The sequence below is a fragment of the Rhizobium sp. Leaf311 genome, assembly GCF_001423445.1.
In the GTDB taxonomy this organism is placed as follows: domain Bacteria; phylum Pseudomonadota; class Alphaproteobacteria; order Rhizobiales; family Rhizobiaceae; genus Agrobacterium.
Window position 1 is genome coordinate 132,795 of the sequence record NZ_LMNZ01000007.1, and the last position, 17,615, is coordinate 150,409.

Genomic DNA, 17,615 nt, shown 5'->3' on the forward strand with positions numbered 1-17,615 from the left:
CGTCAAGAAGTGATTTATGACAGCCAGAACCAAACGGTGGTGGGGCGATTCTCCATGGTCACGGAAATTCTCGAACACGATATTCGCGAGCGAAATGTCATCAGCGTCCGGCCTGCCTTGCAGACGCGCAATGATGACGTCTTTGGCCGCATCGGATCCCTGGAAACCCGGCTTGCCCGAAACGAGCGTGAAATTGATGCCGCACAGCATGTGCGCTTTCGCGTTTTTGTCGAGGAGATGGGCGCGCGCCTTCCCGCCGATGCCATGCGCCGCAGCCGCGACGCCGACGCCTTCGACGCGGTCTGCGATCACCTGCTGGTCCTGGATAACTCGATAGAGGGTGACACCGAAGACCAGATCGTCGGCACGTACCGTCTGCTGCGGCAGGAAACGGCCTTTGCCCATAACGGTTTTTATTCCGCCAGCGAATTCGATATCGAAGGGCTGATTGCCCGCCATCCCGGCAAGCGGTTCATGGAACTTGGACGCTCCTGCGTGCTGCCGGAATATCGCACCAAGAGAACGGTGGAACTGCTGTGGCAGGGCAACTGGGCCTATGCCGTGCGCCACCGCATGGACGCCATGATCGGCTGCGCGTCCTTCCCCGGTGTTCAGCCCGAGGCCCATGCGCTGGCGCTCTCCTTCCTGCACCACACCTGCGGCGCCAAGGGTGACTGGGCAGCTTCCGCACTGCCGGACCTCTACCGCGAGATGGACATGATGCCGATGGAGGCGATCAATCCGCGCAAGGCGCTGAGCGGAATGCCGCCGCTGATCAAGGGCTATATGCGCCTCGGTGCCATGTTCGGCTCCGGCGCGGTCGTCGATCACGCCTTCAACACCACGGATGTCCTCGTCATCCTGCCGGTCTCCTCGATTGCGGGTCGCTACATCAATTATTACGGCGGCGAATCCTATCGTTTCAACGGCTAGGCCAGCTGCATCCAACTGGAAAGCTCGGTGCCGTCAGGCTGCAAGCTTCCTGTGGGCAGCGGGCTTCTGGCTGTTGTGGTGAAGGGGCGGGGCCGTTAGTCTCTGCGCTCGTTTCCCGCAACACACAGCGATATTGAAAAGCCATTGACGGACGTACACTCCACTGCCTCGCTCATTTCGCAGGAGAGCCGCGCCTCGGCCACTCCGATGATGGAGCAATATATCGAGATCAAGGCGAACAATCCCGGTTCGCTGCTGTTCTATCGCATGGGAGACTTCTACGAGCTTTTCTTTGACGATGCCTCGGAAGCCTCGCGGGCGCTGGGCATTACGCTGACCAAGCGCGGCCAGCATCTGGGGCAGGACATTCCCATGTGCGGCGTGCCGGTTCATGCAGCCGATGACTATCTGCAAAAGCTGATCCTGCGCGGCTACCGCGTCGCCGTTTGCGAACAGGTCGAAGACCCCGCAGAAGCCAAGAAGCGCGGTTCGAAATCCGTCGTGCGCCGCGACGTGGTGCGGCTGGTCACGCCCGGAACGCTGACGGAAGAAAAGCTTCTGTCGCCAACGGAATCGAACTACCTGATGGCGCTTGCCCGCATCCGCGGCAGCGCGGAGGCACAGTTTGCGCTGGCCTGGATCGATATTTCCACCGGCGTCTTCCGGCTGGCCGAGACGACGCTGACCCGGCTTCTTGCCGATATCTGGCGGATCGATCCGCGCGAGGTCATCGTTGCCGACAGCCTGTTCCATGATGAGGAGCTGAAGGCGGTTTTCGATGTGCTGGGCCGGGTGGCCGTGCCGCAACCTGCCGTTCTCTTCGACAGCGCCACCGCAGAGGGCCGCGTCGCCCGCTATTTTGGTGTCAGCACGCTGGATGGTTTCGGCACGTTTTCACGGGTCGAGATGGCGGCGGCTGCCGCAGCCGTTGCCTATGTGGAGAAGACTCAGATTGCCGAACGCCCACCTCTGGGGTTGCCGGAGCGGGAAAGTGCGGCATCCACGCTTTTCATCGACCCCGCCACGCGGGCCAATCTGGAACTGACGAAGACGCTGTCTGGCGAGCGCGACGGTTCGCTCCTTCATGCCATCAATCGCACCGTGACGGGCGGGGGAGCGCGCCTGCTTGCCGAGCGTCTGATGTCGCCGCTGACAGACCCGACCAAAATCAACGCCCGCCTGGATGCCGTATCCTACCTGCTGGATGACGTCGCGCTTTCGGATGGATTACGCGACGCCTTAAAGCAGGTGGCCGACATGCCGCGCGCCCTGTCACGTCTTGCGCTGGATCGCGGAGGACCGAGGGATCTGGGAGCGCTGCGGCTTGGGCTCGCCGCAGCGGCTGATGTGGCCGAACTGCTCGACCGCGGCCTGCTGCCGGATGAGCTGGCAGACGCGCTTGCCGATCTGAAAGCCCTGCCTGCCACCCTGTGTGCAATGCTGGGCGCAACGCTTGCCGACGAGCTTCCCCTGCTCAAGCGCGACGGCGGCTTCGTGCGGGATGGTTTCGATCCAGAACTGGACGAGATAAGGGCGCTGAGAGACCAGTCGCGCCGGGTCATTGCCGGGCTTCAGCTTCAATATTCAGAGGAAACCGGGATAAAATCGCTGAAGATCAAGCACAACAATGTGCTTGGCTATTTCATCGAGGTTTCCGCTGGCAATGCCGATGTCATGATGGCGGGCGATGAGGCAAAGGCGCGCTTCATTCATCGCCAGACCATGGCGGGCGCCATGCGCTTCACCACCACGGAGCTTGCCGATCTGGAAAGCCGGATCGCCAATGCCGCCGCACAGGCGCTGTCCATGGAATTGCAGGCTTTCGACAGGATGGTTCAGGCCGTTGTCGCGCAAGCCGAAGTGATCAAGGCGGGCGCCCTGGCGCTGGCGCGGATCGATGTTGCCGCAAGTCTGACCTATCTCGCCGCCGAGCAGGCCTATTGCCGACCCGTCATCGACGATTCCATGATGTTCCGGATCAAGGGCGGACGGCATCCGGTCGTCGAGCAGGCGCTGCGCCGCCAGTCCACCGGCCCCTTCATTGCCAATGACTGCGATCTGTCGGCTGCGATTGGTGACAGAAATGGTGCCATCTGGCTGCTGACCGGCCCCAACATGGGCGGTAAATCGACATTCCTGCGCCAGAATGCGCTGATCGCCATTCTGGGCCAGATCGGTTCCTTCGTTCCGGCAGATTCGGCGCATATCGGCATCGTCGATCGTCTGTTCTCGCGCGTCGGTGCATCGGATGATCTGGCGCGCGGTCGCTCGACCTTCATGGTCGAAATGGTCGAGACAGCCGCCATTCTCAATCAGGCCACGGATCGCTCGCTGGTCATTCTGGATGAGATCGGGCGCGGAACGGCGACCTTTGACGGGCTTTCCATCGCCTGGGCTGCGGTGGAGCATCTTCACGAGGCAAACCGGTGCCGGGGGCTGTTCGCCACCCATTTCCACGAATTGACCGTTCTTTCGGAAAAGCTGCCGCGTCTTTCTAATGCAACCATGAAGGTGCGCGAATGGGAAGGCGATGTGATCTTCCTGCATGAGGTCGGCCCCGGTGCGGCTGACAGGTCCTACGGCATTCAGGTCGCCCGCCTTGCCGGACTTCCGGCGTCGGTGGTGGAGCGGGCAAAGGATGTGCTGACGAAACTGGAGGATGCGGACCGCAAGAACCCGGCAAGCCAGCTGATCGATGACCTGCCGCTGTTCCAGATTGCGGTGCGTCGCGAGGAAAAGCGCAGCCTTGGAAATTCGAAGGTGGACGAAGCCCTCAAGGCGCTCAATCCCGACGAGATGACCCCGCGCGAGGCGCTGGACGCCCTTTATGCTCTCAAGAAACAACTTGGCAACGCTTGAGATTTACAGTGCCTGTCCATCACGCCTAAAAAACGCTATAGGGCTGTGCCAAAGGCAAAGCCAGTAGAAATGGATGTCGGCTCAATGGCCATCAAGGACCTGGATTTTTCCGCGATACTGGATGTTGCGGCGCTCAAGCACGAATGCGACGCAGTGTTCAAGCAGGACGGAAAACGCGTATCCGATGTGCGCGCCGACCTCTTGCCGATCTTCAAGAAAGCCAGCGGGCAGGGACGCGACAAGGCGCGCGAACTGCTTGACACCGAAGGCGGCGGCATTGATTGCGCCCGCCGGATTTCCTGGTTGCAGGACCGGCTGATCGAAGTCCTCTACGATCTGACATGCACCTATGTCTATCCGCAGGACGCCCCGCAGGTGGCGATCACGGCTGTCGGCGGATATGGACGCGGCACGCTTGCGCCGGGATCGGATATTGATCTCCTGTTCCTGCTTCCGCCCAAGGCCACGCCTGACATGAACAAGGCCATCGAGTTCGTTCTCTACATCCTCTGGGATGTGGGCTTCAAGGTCGGCCACGCCACGCGTTCCGTGGATGAATGCATCCGTCTTTCCAAGGCGGACATGACCATCCGCACGGCCATTCTGGAAATGCGTGCCATCTGCGGCAAGCAGGCGCTTGCCGATGAGCTGGAGCGGCGCTTCGAAACCGAGGTGGTGACCAGTAGCGGACCGGAATTCATTGCCGCCAAGCTTGCCGAGCGCGACCAGCGCCACCGCAAGGCGGGCGATACGCGCTATCTGGTCGAACCGAATGTCAAGGAAGGGAAGGGCGGACTGCGCGACCTGCACACGCTGTTCTGGATCGCCAAATATTATTACCATGTTCGCGACACGGCGGAACTCGTCAAGCTGGGCGTCTTGTCCCGGCGCGAATTGAAGCTGTTTGAAAAGGCGGACGACTTTCTCTGGACCGTCCGGTGCCAGATGCATTTCATCACGGGCAAGGCGGAAGAACGCCTGTCCTTCGATATCCAGCGCGAGATCGCTGCCGCCCTGAACTATCAGCCCCGCCCCGGTCTTTCGGCGGTGGAGCGGTTCATGAAGCACTATTTCCTCGTTGCCAAGGATGTCGGAGACCTGACACGCATTTTGTGCGCGGCGCTGGAAGACAAGCAGGCCAAGGACGTGCCCGGACTTTCCGGGGTCTTCAGCCGCTTTGCCCATCGTCTGCGCAAGATCCCCGGTTCGGATGAATTCGTGGAAGATCGCGGCCGCATTGCGCTTGCCAATGCCGAAGTGTTCCGCAGGGACCCGGTCAGCATCATCAGACTGTTCCACGTTGCCGACATCAACAATCTCGAGCTGCACCCCGACGCGCTTCGCGTGGTCACCCGGTCGCTGGCGCTCATCAATCACGAGCTTCGCGAAAACGAGGAGGCCAACCGGCTCTTCCTTTCGATCCTGACCTCGAGACGCGATCCGGCACTGACCCTGCGGCGGATGAACGAGGCCGGTGTACTCGGCAAGTTCATTCCTGAATTCGGCAAGATCGTCGCGATGATGCAGTTCAACATGTATCACCACTATACGGTGGATGAGCATCTGATCCGCTCCGTCGCCGTTTTGTCCGAGATCGACAAGGGGCAGGCGATCGATACCCATCCGCTGGTCAATCAGCTGATGCCGGCAATCGAAGACCGTGATGCGCTCTATCTCGCCGTCTTGCTGCACGATGTTGCCAAGGGACGACAGGAAGACCATTCCATTGCCGGGGCCCGCGTGGCGCGCAAGCTGTGCCAGCGTTTCCGCCTGAGCAACAAGCAGACCGAAACGGTGGTCTGGCTGATCGAACAGCACCTGCTGATGTCGATGGTTGCCCAGACGCGAGACCTTCACGACCGCAAGACCATCACCGATTTTGCCGACAAGGTGCAGTCCATGGAGCGGCTGAAAATGCTGCTCATCCTAACGGTCTGCGACATCAGGGCCGTGGGGCCGGATGTGTGGAACGGCTGGAAGGGCCAGCTGCTGCGCACGCTCTATTATGAGACCGAGCTTCTCCTGTCCGGCGGCTTTTCGGAGACATCGCGCAAGGAACGCGCAAAGATTGCGCGGCAGGCACTTTACGATGCGCTGACCGACTGGGGCCAGAAGGCGCGTCGCAAATATACCGGCCTGCACTACGAGCCCTATCTGCTCTCGGTCGATCTGCAGGACCAGATCCGCCACACCCGCTTTCTCAGAGAGTCGGACAAGCGCGAAACGGCGCTTTCGACGATGGTGCGGACCCATTCCTTCCATGCCATTACCGAGATCACGATCCTTGCGCCCGACCATCCCCGCCTGTTGTCCATCATAACAGGCGCCTGTGCCGCTGCCGGTGCCAATATCGCGGATGCGCAGATCTTCACCACCTCAGATGGCCGCGCGCTCGATACGATCCTCATCAACCGGGAATTTCCGATCGATGAGGACGAGACACGGCGCGCCAACAATATCGGCAAGCTGATCGAAGAGGTTCTGGCGGGCAAGAAGCGCATTCCGGAAATGATTGCGACCCGCACTAAGAGCCGCAAGAAAAGCAAGACCTTCAACATTCCTCCGTCCGTTACCATTTCGAACGGGCTTTCCAACAAGTTTACGGTCATCGAGGTGGAATGCCTCGACAGGCCCGGTCTTCTGGCGGATATGACGGCGGTGCTTGCGGATCTTTCGCTGGATATCACCTCCGCACGGATCACCACCTTTGGTGAGAAGGTCATCGATACCTTCTATGTGACCGACCTGTTTGGCCAGAAGGTGATGACGGATAACCGCCAGGCGAGTATCGCCTCCCGGCTCAAGGCTGTGATGGCCGAGCAGGAAGATGAATTGCGAGATCGGATGCCGCCCGGCATCATCGCCCATCCCGATGTTGCGGCTCTGCCCGCCGCACGCACTGCGAAAGCTTGAGATAGACAATGGGCCTCATCGCCAAATTTGCAACCGTCGGCACCGCCACACTCGGTAGCCGTCTCTTCGGTTTCGTCCGCGAAATGCTCATGGCGGCGGCTGTGGGCACCGGGCCGGTGGCGGATGCCTTCAACGCCGCATTCCGTTTTCCCAACACGTTTCGTCGGCTGTTTGCCGAGGGCGCTTTCAACTCCGCCTTCGTGCCGCTATTTGCCAAGGAAATCGAAGCCAACGGCATGGAAGGCGCCAGACGCTTTTCGGAAGAAGTATTCGGCGTTCTCTTTACCGTCCTGATGGCGCTCACGATCATCATGGAGCTTTCGATGCCGCTCATCGTGCGAACGGTGATCGCGCCTGGCTTCGTCAATGATGCCGTCAAGTTCGACAACACGGTCCAGCTGGCGACCATCATGTTCCCCTATCTGGCCTGCATGTCGCTGGCCGCCATGATGGGCGGCATGTTGAACTCGCTGCACCGTTATTTCGCCGCAGCAATCGCCCCGGTCTTTCTCAACATTATCCTCATCGGCGTGCTGGGCGCGGCCTGGTGGAAGAATTTCGATCCCTTGCAGGTGGGCTATGCGTTGTCCTGGGGTGTCATGGCCGCAGGCTTCGTGCAGCTGGCCATCGTCTGGATTGCCGTGCGCCATGCCGGCATCAAGATCGGCTTTCGCCGTCCAAAAATGACGCCAAACGTCAAGCGCCTGCTGATCCTCGCCTTGCCCGCCGCCATCACGGGCGGCATTACCCAGATCAATCTGCTGATCAACACCAATATCGCGTCCGGTGGCGATGGCGTCATCTCGTCGCTGGCATACGCGGACCGCATCTACCAGCTTCCCCTCGGCGTCGTCGGCATCGCCGTGGCGACGGTGCTCTTGCCGGAGCTTGCACGGGCGCTTAGGGGCGGTCATCAGGTCGAGGCGGCAAACCTGCAGAACCGCTCGGTCGAATTCGTGATGTTTTTGACGCTGCCGGCCGCTGCCGCCCTGCTCGTCATGGCAGAGCCGATCGTGCGGTTTCTCTATGAGCGCGGAAATTTCTCGCCATCGGCAACCGTGACAGTCGCGCAGATCCTTGGCGTCTATGGTCTGGGCCTGCCCGCCTTCGTGCTCATCAAGGCCTTCATTCCGGGCTTCTTCGCACGCGAAGACACGCGCACGCCGATGATATTTGCCGCCATTTCCGTGGTCGTGAACATCTCTCTGGCGCTGACACTGTTCCCGCTCTATGGCGGCATCGGCATCGCGACGGCAGAAATTACGGCTGGATGGGTCAATGCGGCGCTGCTGTTCGGTATGCTGATGTGGCGGGGACACTGGCAGCTGGATATTCCACTCCTGACCCGTATTCCGCGATTGATCATCTGCGCGGCGGCAATGGCGGCTGTGATCTACTATGCGCTTGGCCATCTGCAATATGAACTGTCGTCATCTGCTTCCGTCATCATGCGGGTCGGTACGCTCGCTGGCCTCGTTCTGGCGTCGATGGTCCTCTATTTCGGCCTGGCCTTCCTTTCGGGCGGTGCCAATCTGGCCATGATCAAGCGGGGATTGAAGCGCCGCAGGGCGAAGCAGGAAACTCAGACGCAGACCACCGATGACGCTTGATTGCGCGCTGTTGTGGGTGCATAAGCGCGGCCAATTTGAAACCCAATCTGAAACATGGGGCGAGGCCCTCCACCAGCCTTTTCGAGGATGAACATGAACGCATTCAAGCCGCTGGTTTTTTCGGGTGTCCAGCCCACGGGAAACCTCCATCTCGGTAACTATCTCGGGGCTATCCGCAAGTTCGTGGCGCTGCAGGAAGACAATGACTGCATCTATTGCGTCGTCGACATGCACGCGATTACCGCCCAGCTCGTCCATAGCGACCTCAAGGCACAGACACGCTCGATTGCAGCCGCCTTCATCGCGGCGGGCATCGATCCGGTCAAGCACATCGTCTTCAACCAGTCGGCTGTTCCGCAACATGCCGAACTGGCATGGGTGTTCAACTGCGTTGCGCGCATCGGCTGGATGGAGCGCATGACCCAGTTCAAGGACAAGTCAGGCAAGAACACCGAGCAGGTTTCGCTTGGTCTTCTGGCTTACCCAAGCCTGATGGCCGCAGACATTCTGGTTTACCGCGCCACGCATGTTCCCGTTGGCGACGACCAGAAACAGCATCTTGAGCTTGCGCGCGATATCGCCCAGAAATTCAACATCGATTTCGGCAATCATATCCGCACCACGGGCCTCGGCGTCGATATCAAGGTGGGCGATGAGCCCGTACACGCCTATTTCCCGATGGTGGAGCCGCTGATCGGCGGGCCCGCACCGCGCGTGATGTCCCTCAAGGACGGCACGAAGAAGATGTCGAAGTCGGACCCATCCGACCTGTCGCGCATCAATCTGATGGACGATGTCGATGCGATCTCCAAAAAGATCAAGAAGGCAAAGACAGACCCGGATGCGCTGCCAAGCGAAGTCGATGGCCTGAAGGGCCGCGCGGAAGCGGAAAATCTCGTCGGCATCTATGCCGCGCTCTCCGACAAGACCAAGGCGGACGTGCTCTCGGAATTCGGCGGCCAGCAATTCTCGGCCTTCAAGCCCGCGCTGGTGGATCTGGCCGTGACGGTGCTTGCGCCCATCAACGCAGAAATGCGCCGCCTGCTGGACGATGTCAGCCATATCGACGCAATCCTCAAGGATGGCGGCGAGCGGGCGGGCAGCATTGCCGAGAAAACCATGAACGAGGTCCGGGACATCATCGGCTTCCTGCGCTGATCACCTGTGAATGCGGACGAGAGAGCATTTTTGAATCGCGGAAATTGATATAAGGTCCGCCCGAACCGTCGGGCGGCTTTTGCCGTAACGGCGAAAACAGGAGTACGCCATGGTATCGAAACGCCTTTCGCGCCTTGAAGGACACCGACGCAAGTTTCTGGCGGTGATAGACGGCACACCCGAATGCGAAAGGGCGGTTCATTATGCCGGACGCCGCGCCAAGAATTCGAACGGTGCCCTGATCCTTCTCTATGTCATTCCCGAAGGCGATTTTCAGCAGTGGCTCGGTGTCGAGCAGATCATGCGCGCGGAAGCCCGCGAAGAGGCCGAGGCATCACTGGCCAAGGTTGCCCAGCGCATCCGTGAAACTGTGGGCATAGAGCCGGAAGCGGTCATCCGCGAAGGCAATGCTGCAGAGCAGATCCATGGTCTGATCGAAGAGGATCGTGATATCGCAATTCTGGTGCTTGCGGCGGGATCGACCAAGGATGGCCCCGGACCGCTGGTTTCCTCGATTGCCGGACGCGGCGCGGCCTTCCCCATTCCTGTCACGGTTCTGCCCGATACATTGACCGATGAGGAAATCGACGCATTGTGTTGAGGCAAGGACCTGTCAGCCCGCTGGCACGGATTTCTTGAATGGCGCAGTCATGTAAGGGCTTGAAGTCAGGCTCCGTCCGACGTATTTTGGAAGTATTCTAAATTCCGGGATGTCCAATGACGGTCCCGAAGGAGATTGAAATGTTCATTCAGACGGAAACCACGCCAAACCCGGCCACGCTCAAGTTTCTCCCGGGCAAGGTTGTTCTGGAAAGCGGAACGGCGGAGTTCCTGAATGCCTCGCAGGCGCAGGCGTCACCGCTGGCGGCTGTCCTGTTCGAGATACCGGGTGTGACGGGCGTCTATTACGGCTTTGATTTCATCACCGTCACCAAGGACGGTGCGGAGTGGCAGCACCTCAAGCCCGCCATTCTCGGCTCGATCATGGAGCATTTCATGTCCGGGCGTCCCTTGATGGGCACAGCCGTGGCCGCCGAGATTTCCGATGAAGAAGAGGAATTCTTCGAAGCGGGCGACGAAACCATTGTTGCAACGATCAAGGAACTGCTCGAAACGCGCGTTCGCCCTGCCGTTGCGCAGGACGGTGGCGACATCACCTTCCGCGGTTTCCGCGACGGCACGGTCTTCCTCAACATGAAGGGCGCCTGCTCCGGCTGCCCGTCATCGACGGCGACCCTGAAGCATGGCGTACAGAACCTGCTGCGTCACTTCGTGCCTGAGGTCCAGGAGGTCGAGGCCGTCTGACGGGATCATCCTTCATGATCATTCTTGCCATCGATACATCCGGTGTGGATTGCTCGGCCTGTCTGTATGACAGCGAGAAGGGCGTCGCACTGGGTCAGGTTACGCAGAATATCGGCAAAGGTCATGCGGAACTGCTGATGGGCATCATCGACGATGCCCTGTCGCAGTCGTCGCTTGCACTTGGCGATGTCGACCGGATCGCGGTTACGATCGGTCCCGGTTCCTTTACCGGAATTCGCGTCGGTGTCGCAGCCGCGCGCGGCTTTGCGCTGTCGCTCGGCGTTGAAGCCGTCGGTGTAACGACGCTGGAGACTCTGGCAGAGCAGCACCTGCGGGATAACCCCGGCCAGGCAGTCGCGGTTGCGCTGGATGCGAAGCGGCAAGAGACCTATGTCCAGCTTTTCGCAGATAGCGGAACGCCCTCCACCGATGCAGCGCTCGTGTCGCTCGACGAGGCGCGGTCGATGCTGGTCAATTTCGATGGAGCAATCATCGGGTCTGCGGCCCCTCTTCTGGCGGGTGGCGATGCAGGGTCCGGTCCAGATCGGTTTCCCATCGATATCGTCGCCCGTATCGGTGCGCAAAAGCTGCGTGGTATGCCCAAGCCTGCGCCACTGTATCTGCGTGGACCGGATGCCAAGATACAGTCAGGATTTGCACTGGAACGCAGGCCGGTTGCCTGATACGGGGCCATTCATGCTTTGAATGCGGATGATTCCCTGCGATGTTTGACGATTACCTCAGCTGGAAGCCCTATTTTGAGATCGTTCCCATGGTGCACGCCGATTGCGCCGATGTGTCGGAACTGCACGGCCAGCGTTTCTCGCATAAATGGGGTGACGGAGAGTTTTCCGGGCTCCTGAGCCAGCCAAGTGTCTTTGGCGTGGTTGCGCGACAGACCAACGCCTTTTTCAGCAAGCCTTTGGGCGGCTTTGTTCTGGCCCGTGAAGCGGGAGGCGAGGCGGAGATTTTGACAATCGCAGTCGGCGAAAAATTTGCCGGGTCCGGGCTGGGCTGGCGGCTGATGCTGGCAGCCATGCGCGAGGCGGATATGCGCGGCGCCGAAACCATGTTTCTGGAGGTCGATGGTGCGAATGCATCGGCCATACGGCTCTACCGGAAGCTTGGTTTTGAAACGGTTGCGGAGCGGCAGGCCTATTACACCGACAAGAATGGTACGAAGTCGACGGCGCTTGTCATGCGGCGTGATCTTCGTTAGTTCCTGTAGGAATGCAACGCGCCGCGGCGCCTCGAAACGGAAGCATCTGAAAGCCTGACGACGTGATTGACCTTTCAAAAACCCTGGAAGAACTATGTGCCGAGCGCGGAATGCGCATGACCGATCAGCGTCGTGTGATTGCCCGCGTGCTCCAGGAATCTGCCGATCATCCCGATGTCGAGGAGCTCTACCGCCGGTCGTCCGCCGTTGATCCGCGCATCTCGATCTCGACCGTCTACAGGACCGTCAAGCTGTTCGAAGATGCCGGGATCATCGAGAGACACGATTTCCGCGATGGCCGGTCGCGCTACGAGACGATGCCGGAAGAGCACCATGATCACCTGATCGATCTCAAGCACGGCGTGGTGATCGAGTTTCATTCCCCGGAAATCGAGGCGTTGCAGGAAAAGATTGCCCGTGAGCACGGCTTCAAGCTGGTGGACCACAGGCTTGAACTCTACGGTGTTCCCCTCAAATCGGAAGACCACTGAGTGCAAGGTGCCACGGAGCGAATGAAGCGATGACGTGGCTGCGAATCTTCTATCTGGTTGTCATTCTGGCTTTGGTAACGCTGGTGCTGCTGCCGGCGCAGTTGATCTGTCTTGCTCTCGATTTGCCCTTGAGACGCCGCCTGCCGAGACTGTGGCACCGGGTTGCGTGCCACGCGCTCGGCATCAAGGTGCATGTCCACGGCTCGGTCGAGGCGGCAAAGCCGCTGCTTCTGGTGGTCAATCACGTGTCCTGGAAGGATATCATGATCCTGGGCAGCGTCGTGGATGTGGCGTTTATCGCAAAGAACGAAGTTCGCAACTGGCCCATCTTCGGCCTTCTGGCCCGTTTGCAGAAAACCGTCTTCGTTGCCCGTGAGGACAAGCGCAAGGCCGGGGCGCAGGTCAATGAGATTGCGCAACGTCTGGCAGGTGGGGAAATCATCGTTCTGTTTCCCGAAGGCACGACGTCTGACGGCAACCGCCTTCTGCCCGTCAAATCGTCGCTGTTCGGCGCTGCATCGAGTGCCGCCGATCAGGTGCCCGGACAGATGGTCAATGTCCAGCCGGTCGCCATCGCCTATACCGGCATTCAGGGCATGGCCATGGGGCGCTATCACCGCAGCGTTGCGGCTTGGCCCGGCACCATCGAGCTTCTTCCCTCGCTGATGGGCTTGATGCAGGCCGGTAACATCGATGTCGACCTGTGTTTCGGCGAACCGATTCCCTTCCATCGCGGCGACAATCGCAAGGCATTGAGCATGAGCGCGACGACGGCCATACGCGACATGTTGAATTTCGCTTTGCGCGGCGGGTGGCGAAAGTCTCGCTGACAACGCATTTTTCTGTTTAATATGGCTCTCAAAATCATTAGATAGCGGCCATGACCCAGGAAACGATCGGCCTTGAGGCCCCAATTTCTCTTCGCGAAGGCGCAAACAGCCGCAAGGTCTTCATCAAGACCTACGGCTGTCAGATGAACGTCTACGACTCCGTGCGCATGAGCGATGCTCTGGCAAAGGATGGTTACGTCCAGACCGAAGACATGGGCGAGGCGGATCTGGTTCTTCTCAACACCTGTCACATCCGGGAAAAGGCCGCCGAGAAAGTCTATTCCGCGCTGGGCCGCCTGCGTGACATGAAGAAATCCCGTGAAGAGCAGGGGCGTGAGTTCATGATCGGCGTGGCCGGTTGTGTGGCGCAGGCCGAAGGCGAGGAAATCCTGCGCCGTGCACCGGCCGTGGATGTCGTGATCGGACCGCAGACCTATCACCGTTTGCCCGAAGCCTTGAAGCGCGTGCGCGGCGGTGAGCGCGTGATCGAAACCGAATATGCCGTTGAAGACAAGTTCGACCATTTGCCGGTTGCCGAAAAGTCAAAGCTGCGCGCGCGTGGCGTAACCGCATTTCTGACGGTGCAGGAAGGTTGCGACAAGTTCTGCACCTTCTGCGTGGTGCCTTATACACGCGGTTCGGAAGTTTCCCGACCCGTCCACCAGATTGTCGATGAAGCCATGAAGCTGGCCGATGCCGGTGTGCGTGAGATCACGCTGCTGGGCCAGAACGTCAACGCCTGGCGCGGAACCGGCGCCAATGGCGAGCAGTGGGGCCTTGCCGATCTGCTCTACCGGCTGGCCGAAATCCCCGGTCTTGCCCGCCTGCGGTACACGACCAGCCATCCGCGCGACATGGATGACCGCCTGATCGGCGCCCATCGCGACCTGCGCAATCTCATGCCCTATCTTCATCTGCCGGTGCAGTCGGGCTCGGATCGTATTCTCAAAGCCATGAACCGTCGCCATACGGGCGATGAATATATTAGACTTATCGAAAAGATTCGTGCCGTCCGCCCTGATATTGCCATGTCCGGGGACTTTATTGTCGGTTTCCCCGGTGAGACGGATCAGGATTTCGAAGATACGCTCGCAATTGTGGAAAAGGTTAATTATGCGCAGGCCTTTTCGTTCAAATATTCGACACGCCCCGGCACGCCCGGTGCAGATTTGACCGATCAGGTTCCAGAAGACGTCAAGGCCGAAAGGCTGGAGCGACTACAGGCTTTGTTGTTGAAACAACAGCATGATTTTGCCGCATCGCTGGTCGGCAGGACCATGGATATTCTGCTCGAAAAGCCAGGTAGAATGCCGGGACAGTTGATTGGAAGATCTCCTTGGCTTCAATCTGTGAATGTTAATGCAAAAGACATGAAAATCGGCGACATTATTCATGTACGAATCACCGCAACGGGTCCAAACAGCTTGTTTGCCGAGGTGGCATCGAGCTAGAGTGAGGAACCCACACTGATTAGGACGGGAGCCTGACCGCTTGAACGCACACGAATTGGTATCACCCTCATCGCGCCAGCCACGCCCAGCCGCGACCGACGCCAATCACTTCGTCCTCACGTTCGAGAATAACAGGATAGCGGGAGAGCTATTCGGTCAGTTCGATCAAAACCTGAAATTGCTGGAACAGCGACTGAACATCGATGCACGCCCGCGCGGCAACTCCGTTGCCATTACCGGTGAGCTGGTCGCGACCAACCAGGCACGCAGGGCGCTGGATTTCCTCTATCAACGCCTGCTGAAGGGCGGAAGCGTCGAGGAGTCCGATGTCGAAGGCGCCATCCGCATGGCGGTTGCTGCCGACGACCAGCTGACGCTGCCGACCATGGAGCGCAAGGCGAAGATTTCCATGGCCCAGATTTCCACCCGAAAGAAGACGATTGCGGCGCGCACGCCGACGCAGGACGTCTATATGCGGGCGCTGGAGCAATCGGAACTTGTCTTCGGTGTCGGCCCTGCCGGTACGGGCAAGACCTATCTGGCCGTGGCGCACGCCGCACAGCTTCTGGAACGTGGTGTGGTCGACCGCATCATCCTGTCGCGCCCGGCTGTGGAAGCGGGCGAGCGTCTGGGCTTCCTGCCCGGCGACATGAAGGAAAAGGTCGATCCCTATCTGCGCCCGCTCTATGACGCGCTCTACGACATGATGCCGGGTGACAAGGTGGAGCGTGCCATTCAGGCGGGCGTCATCGAAATCGCGCCACTGGCCTTCATGCGTGGCCGCACGCTCGCCAATGCCGCCGTCATTCTCGATGAGGCCCAGAACACCACGACGATGCAGATGAAGATGTTTCTGACACGTCTGGGTGAAAACGGCCGCATGATCGTGACGGGTGACCCGAGCCAGGTGGACTTGCCACGCGGCATGAAATCGGGCCTCGTTGAGGCGCTGCAAATCCTTCCCGATGTCGAGGGCGTATCCATCGTCCGCTTCAAGGATGTGGATGTGGTTCGTCATCCCATGGTCGCTCGCATCGTTCGTGCCTATGAAGCGCAGACGGCAGTGCCGGATGAAAGCCTGCCAAGAGGCATGTGACAGACGAATGACCGCATTGGATATTCAGGTCAGCGTCGAAGCCGACCGCTGGCCTTCAGAAGATGAATTGCTGGCATTCAGCAGCCGGGTCCTTGATCCGGCTGTCGACTTTCTGAAAACGGAAGAGAAGCAGCCCTTTCCGAAGGTGCCGACCGAGCTGTCGCTGGTCTTCACCAATGATGAAGCCATCCGGGAAATCAACGCCGAATGGCGCGACAAGGACAAGCCGACCAATGTCCTTTCCTTCCCGGCCTATCCAATCGAGCCCGGCGACATGCCAGGCCCCATGCTGGGCGACATCGTGATCGCGCGTGAAACGGTGGAGCGCGAAGCACTTGATCTGGAGAAGAGTTTCGAGGATCATTTGACGCATCTTCTGGTGCATGGCTTTCTGCACCTCATCGGTTACGACCACATCGAAACCGATGAAGCAGAAGAAATGGAAGGGCTTGAGACTCGCATTTTGGCCAAGCTTGGTCTATCTGATCCCTATGCGGGACAGGAACCGCTTTGATTTGACAGTTTGGGACAATGAACGAACATTCTGCAAGACCGCCCGCAGAGGGCAAGGACACAGGGGAACAATCCTCATCGGAGGAGGGCAGTAGTCCCTTACGTCAGGATTATCAGGCCAAGCCGCGGGCAAGCCTCTGGTCGCGCATAGCGCGGCTGTTGAAGCCCTCTCAGGGTGAGCGTCTCAGAGAAGACATTACCGACGCCCTGATGACCGACACCGAGATCGGTGCCGCGTTCACGCCCGAAGAGCGGGCAATGCTCAACAACATCCTGCGTTTCCGGGAAGTCCGGGTCGAAGACATCATGATCCCGCGCGTCGATATTGACGGGCTCGATCAGGACATGACCATTGGCGAGGCGATGATCCTGTTTGAAGAAACGGGACGTTCGCGTATGCCCGTCTATGATGAGACGCTGGACAACCCCAAGGGCATGATCCATATACGCGATCTTCTGTCCTTTATCGGCAGGCAGGCCAGAAACAAGCGCCGTGCCGGCTCGAGAGTGTCTCCGGGTGGCGAAGCAAAGGCAGCGAAATCGCCGCGGGCGAATTTTGATCTGGCACGGGTCGATCTGGAAAAGACGCTGGCAGAAGCGGGCATCATCCGCAAGATCCTGTTTGCGCCGCCGTCCATGCTTGCCTCAACGCTTCTGAAAACGATGCAGGCGCAACGCACCCAGCTGGCGCTCGTCATCGATGAGTATGGCGGCACCGACGGTCTGGTCAGCCACGAAGATATCGTTGAAATGGTGGTTGGCGACATCGACGACGAGCACGACAAGGATGAGACGATGTTCTCGCGCCTGTCTGCGGATGTGCTGATTGCCGATGCGCGCGCCGAGTTGACCGAACTTGCAGAAGCAATCGGACCGGATTTCGACGTGCGGGAGCATATCGAGGAACTCGATACCCTTGGCGGACTGATTTTCTTTGCTCTTGGCCGCATCCCGGTCAAGGGAGAGGTCGTCAGGGCGGTGTCCGGCTTCGAATTTCATATTCTCGATGCCGATTCCAGACGCATCAAGGGTGTTCGCATCGTGCGCAACCAGTCGTCTTCCGGTGAGGACGATCAGGCACCGGCCGATGCCGCGAGCACGGTGATGATGACGCTTGCCCCCCCGGAAAACAGAACCGACAACGCTTCGGTCTAGGGCTGGGAGCCCTGGCCCAAAGCTGCGGAATAATGTTCGCAGCTTTGAGCTCGCGGAGGTGAGGTCTGCCGGGGGCGCTGCT

Annotated in this window: 15 protein-coding genes; all 15 read left to right on the forward strand. The window is 59.5% G+C overall.

Features of this window, described 5'->3' with window-relative positions:
• The first annotated feature begins 54 nt into the window (after nt 1-54).
• Nucleotides 55-933, forward strand: coding sequence for a GNAT family N-acetyltransferase (locus tag ASF69_RS11050; RefSeq protein WP_062587388.1), 879 nt, complete (start codon nt 55-57; stop codon nt 931-933).
• Between the two features lie 144 nt (nt 934-1,077).
• Nucleotides 1,078-3,792, forward strand: coding sequence for a DNA mismatch repair protein MutS (gene mutS, locus ASF69_RS11055; RefSeq protein ID WP_062587389.1), 2,715 nt, complete (start codon nt 1,078-1,080; stop codon nt 3,790-3,792).
• A gap of 84 nt (nt 3,793-3,876) precedes the next feature.
• Nucleotides 3,877-6,705: a [protein-PII] uridylyltransferase gene (locus tag ASF69_RS11060; protein WP_082469704.1), complete on the forward strand. Its 2,829-nt coding sequence runs from the start codon at nt 3,877-3,879 to the stop codon at nt 6,703-6,705.
• 8 nt (nt 6,706-6,713) lie between these two features.
• Nucleotides 6,714-8,315: a murein biosynthesis integral membrane protein MurJ gene (gene murJ, locus ASF69_RS11065; RefSeq protein WP_062587391.1), complete on the forward strand. Its 1,602-nt coding sequence runs from the start codon at nt 6,714-6,716 to the stop codon at nt 8,313-8,315.
• A 93-nt stretch (nt 8,316-8,408) separates the two neighbouring features.
• Nucleotides 8,409-9,473: a tryptophan--tRNA ligase gene (gene trpS, locus ASF69_RS11070; protein WP_062587705.1), complete on the forward strand. Its 1,065-nt coding sequence runs from the start codon at nt 8,409-8,411 to the stop codon at nt 9,471-9,473.
• A 109-nt stretch (nt 9,474-9,582) separates the two neighbouring features.
• The gene (locus ASF69_RS11075) at nt 9,583-10,074 is read left to right on the forward strand and encodes a universal stress protein (protein WP_062587392.1); all 492 of its coding nucleotides are present in this window, start codon (nt 9,583-9,585) and stop codon (nt 10,072-10,074) included.
• Between the two features lie 140 nt (nt 10,075-10,214).
• Complete coding sequence (locus tag ASF69_RS11080; RefSeq protein WP_062587706.1) at nt 10,215-10,778, forward strand: NifU family protein; 564 nt, start codon at nt 10,215-10,217, stop codon at nt 10,776-10,778.
• A 14-nt stretch (nt 10,779-10,792) separates the two neighbouring features.
• The gene (gene tsaB, locus ASF69_RS11085; RefSeq protein ID WP_062587393.1) at nt 10,793-11,461 is read left to right on the forward strand and encodes a tRNA (adenosine(37)-N6)-threonylcarbamoyltransferase complex dimerization subunit type 1 TsaB; all 669 of its coding nucleotides are present in this window, start codon (nt 10,793-10,795) and stop codon (nt 11,459-11,461) included.
• A 41-nt stretch (nt 11,462-11,502) separates the two neighbouring features.
• Complete coding sequence (locus ASF69_RS11090) at nt 11,503-11,997, forward strand: N-acetyltransferase (RefSeq protein WP_062587394.1); 495 nt, start codon at nt 11,503-11,505, stop codon at nt 11,995-11,997.
• A gap of 62 nt (nt 11,998-12,059) precedes the next feature.
• Nucleotides 12,060-12,488 carry a Fur family transcriptional regulator gene (locus ASF69_RS11095; protein ID WP_062587395.1) on the forward strand — a complete coding sequence of 143 codons (429 nt, stop codon included), beginning with the start codon at nt 12,060-12,062 and terminating at the stop codon, nt 12,486-12,488.
• 29 nt (nt 12,489-12,517) lie between these two features.
• Nucleotides 12,518-13,318, forward strand: coding sequence for a lysophospholipid acyltransferase family protein (locus ASF69_RS11100; protein WP_062587396.1), 801 nt, complete (start codon nt 12,518-12,520; stop codon nt 13,316-13,318).
• 50 nt (nt 13,319-13,368) lie between these two features.
• The gene (gene miaB / locus ASF69_RS11105; RefSeq protein WP_062587397.1) at nt 13,369-14,769 is read left to right on the forward strand and encodes a tRNA (N6-isopentenyl adenosine(37)-C2)-methylthiotransferase MiaB; all 1,401 of its coding nucleotides are present in this window, start codon (nt 13,369-13,371) and stop codon (nt 14,767-14,769) included.
• Nucleotides 14,770-14,809: 40 nt separating this feature from the next.
• Entirely contained in the window at nt 14,810-15,865 is a 1,056-nt protein-coding gene (locus ASF69_RS11110) for a PhoH family protein (RefSeq protein ID WP_062587398.1), read from the forward strand.
• A 7-nt stretch (nt 15,866-15,872) separates the two neighbouring features.
• The gene (gene ybeY, locus ASF69_RS11115) at nt 15,873-16,379 is read left to right on the forward strand and encodes an rRNA maturation RNase YbeY (protein WP_062587400.1); all 507 of its coding nucleotides are present in this window, start codon (nt 15,873-15,875) and stop codon (nt 16,377-16,379) included.
• Between the two features lie 17 nt (nt 16,380-16,396).
• Nucleotides 16,397-17,533, forward strand: coding sequence for a hemolysin family protein (locus ASF69_RS11120; protein ID WP_062587402.1), 1,137 nt, complete (start codon nt 16,397-16,399; stop codon nt 17,531-17,533).
• Nucleotides 17,534-17,615 lie beyond the last annotated feature (82 nt).

Bases quoted from the DNA above. Each gene is read 5' to 3' on its own strand.
- ASF69_RS11050 (WP_062587388.1), top strand. From the start codon at position 55: ATGGTCACGGAAATTCTCGAACACGATATTCGCGAGCGAAATGTCATC.
- ASF69_RS11060 (WP_082469704.1), top strand. From the start codon at position 3,877: ATGGCCATCAAGGACCTGGATTTTTCCGCGATACTGGATGTTGCGGCG.
- murJ (WP_062587391.1), top strand. From the start codon at position 6,714: ATGGGCCTCATCGCCAAATTTGCAACCGTCGGCACCGCCACACTCGGT.
- trpS (WP_062587705.1), top strand. From the start codon at position 8,409: ATGAACGCATTCAAGCCGCTGGTTTTTTCGGGTGTCCAGCCCACGGGA.
- ASF69_RS11075 (WP_062587392.1), top strand. From the start codon at position 9,583: ATGGTATCGAAACGCCTTTCGCGCCTTGAAGGACACCGACGCAAGTTT.
- ASF69_RS11080 (WP_062587706.1), top strand. From the start codon at position 10,215: ATGTTCATTCAGACGGAAACCACGCCAAACCCGGCCACGCTCAAGTTT.
- tsaB (WP_062587393.1), top strand. From the start codon at position 10,793: ATGATCATTCTTGCCATCGATACATCCGGTGTGGATTGCTCGGCCTGT.
- ASF69_RS11090 (WP_062587394.1), top strand. From the start codon at position 11,503: ATGTTTGACGATTACCTCAGCTGGAAGCCCTATTTTGAGATCGTTCCC.
- ASF69_RS11100 (WP_062587396.1), top strand. From the start codon at position 12,518: ATGACGTGGCTGCGAATCTTCTATCTGGTTGTCATTCTGGCTTTGGTA.
- miaB (WP_062587397.1), top strand. From the start codon at position 13,369: ATGACCCAGGAAACGATCGGCCTTGAGGCCCCAATTTCTCTTCGCGAA.
- ybeY (WP_062587400.1), top strand. From the start codon at position 15,873: ATGACCGCATTGGATATTCAGGTCAGCGTCGAAGCCGACCGCTGGCCT.
- ASF69_RS11120 (WP_062587402.1), top strand. From the start codon at position 16,397: ATGAACGAACATTCTGCAAGACCGCCCGCAGAGGGCAAGGACACAGGG.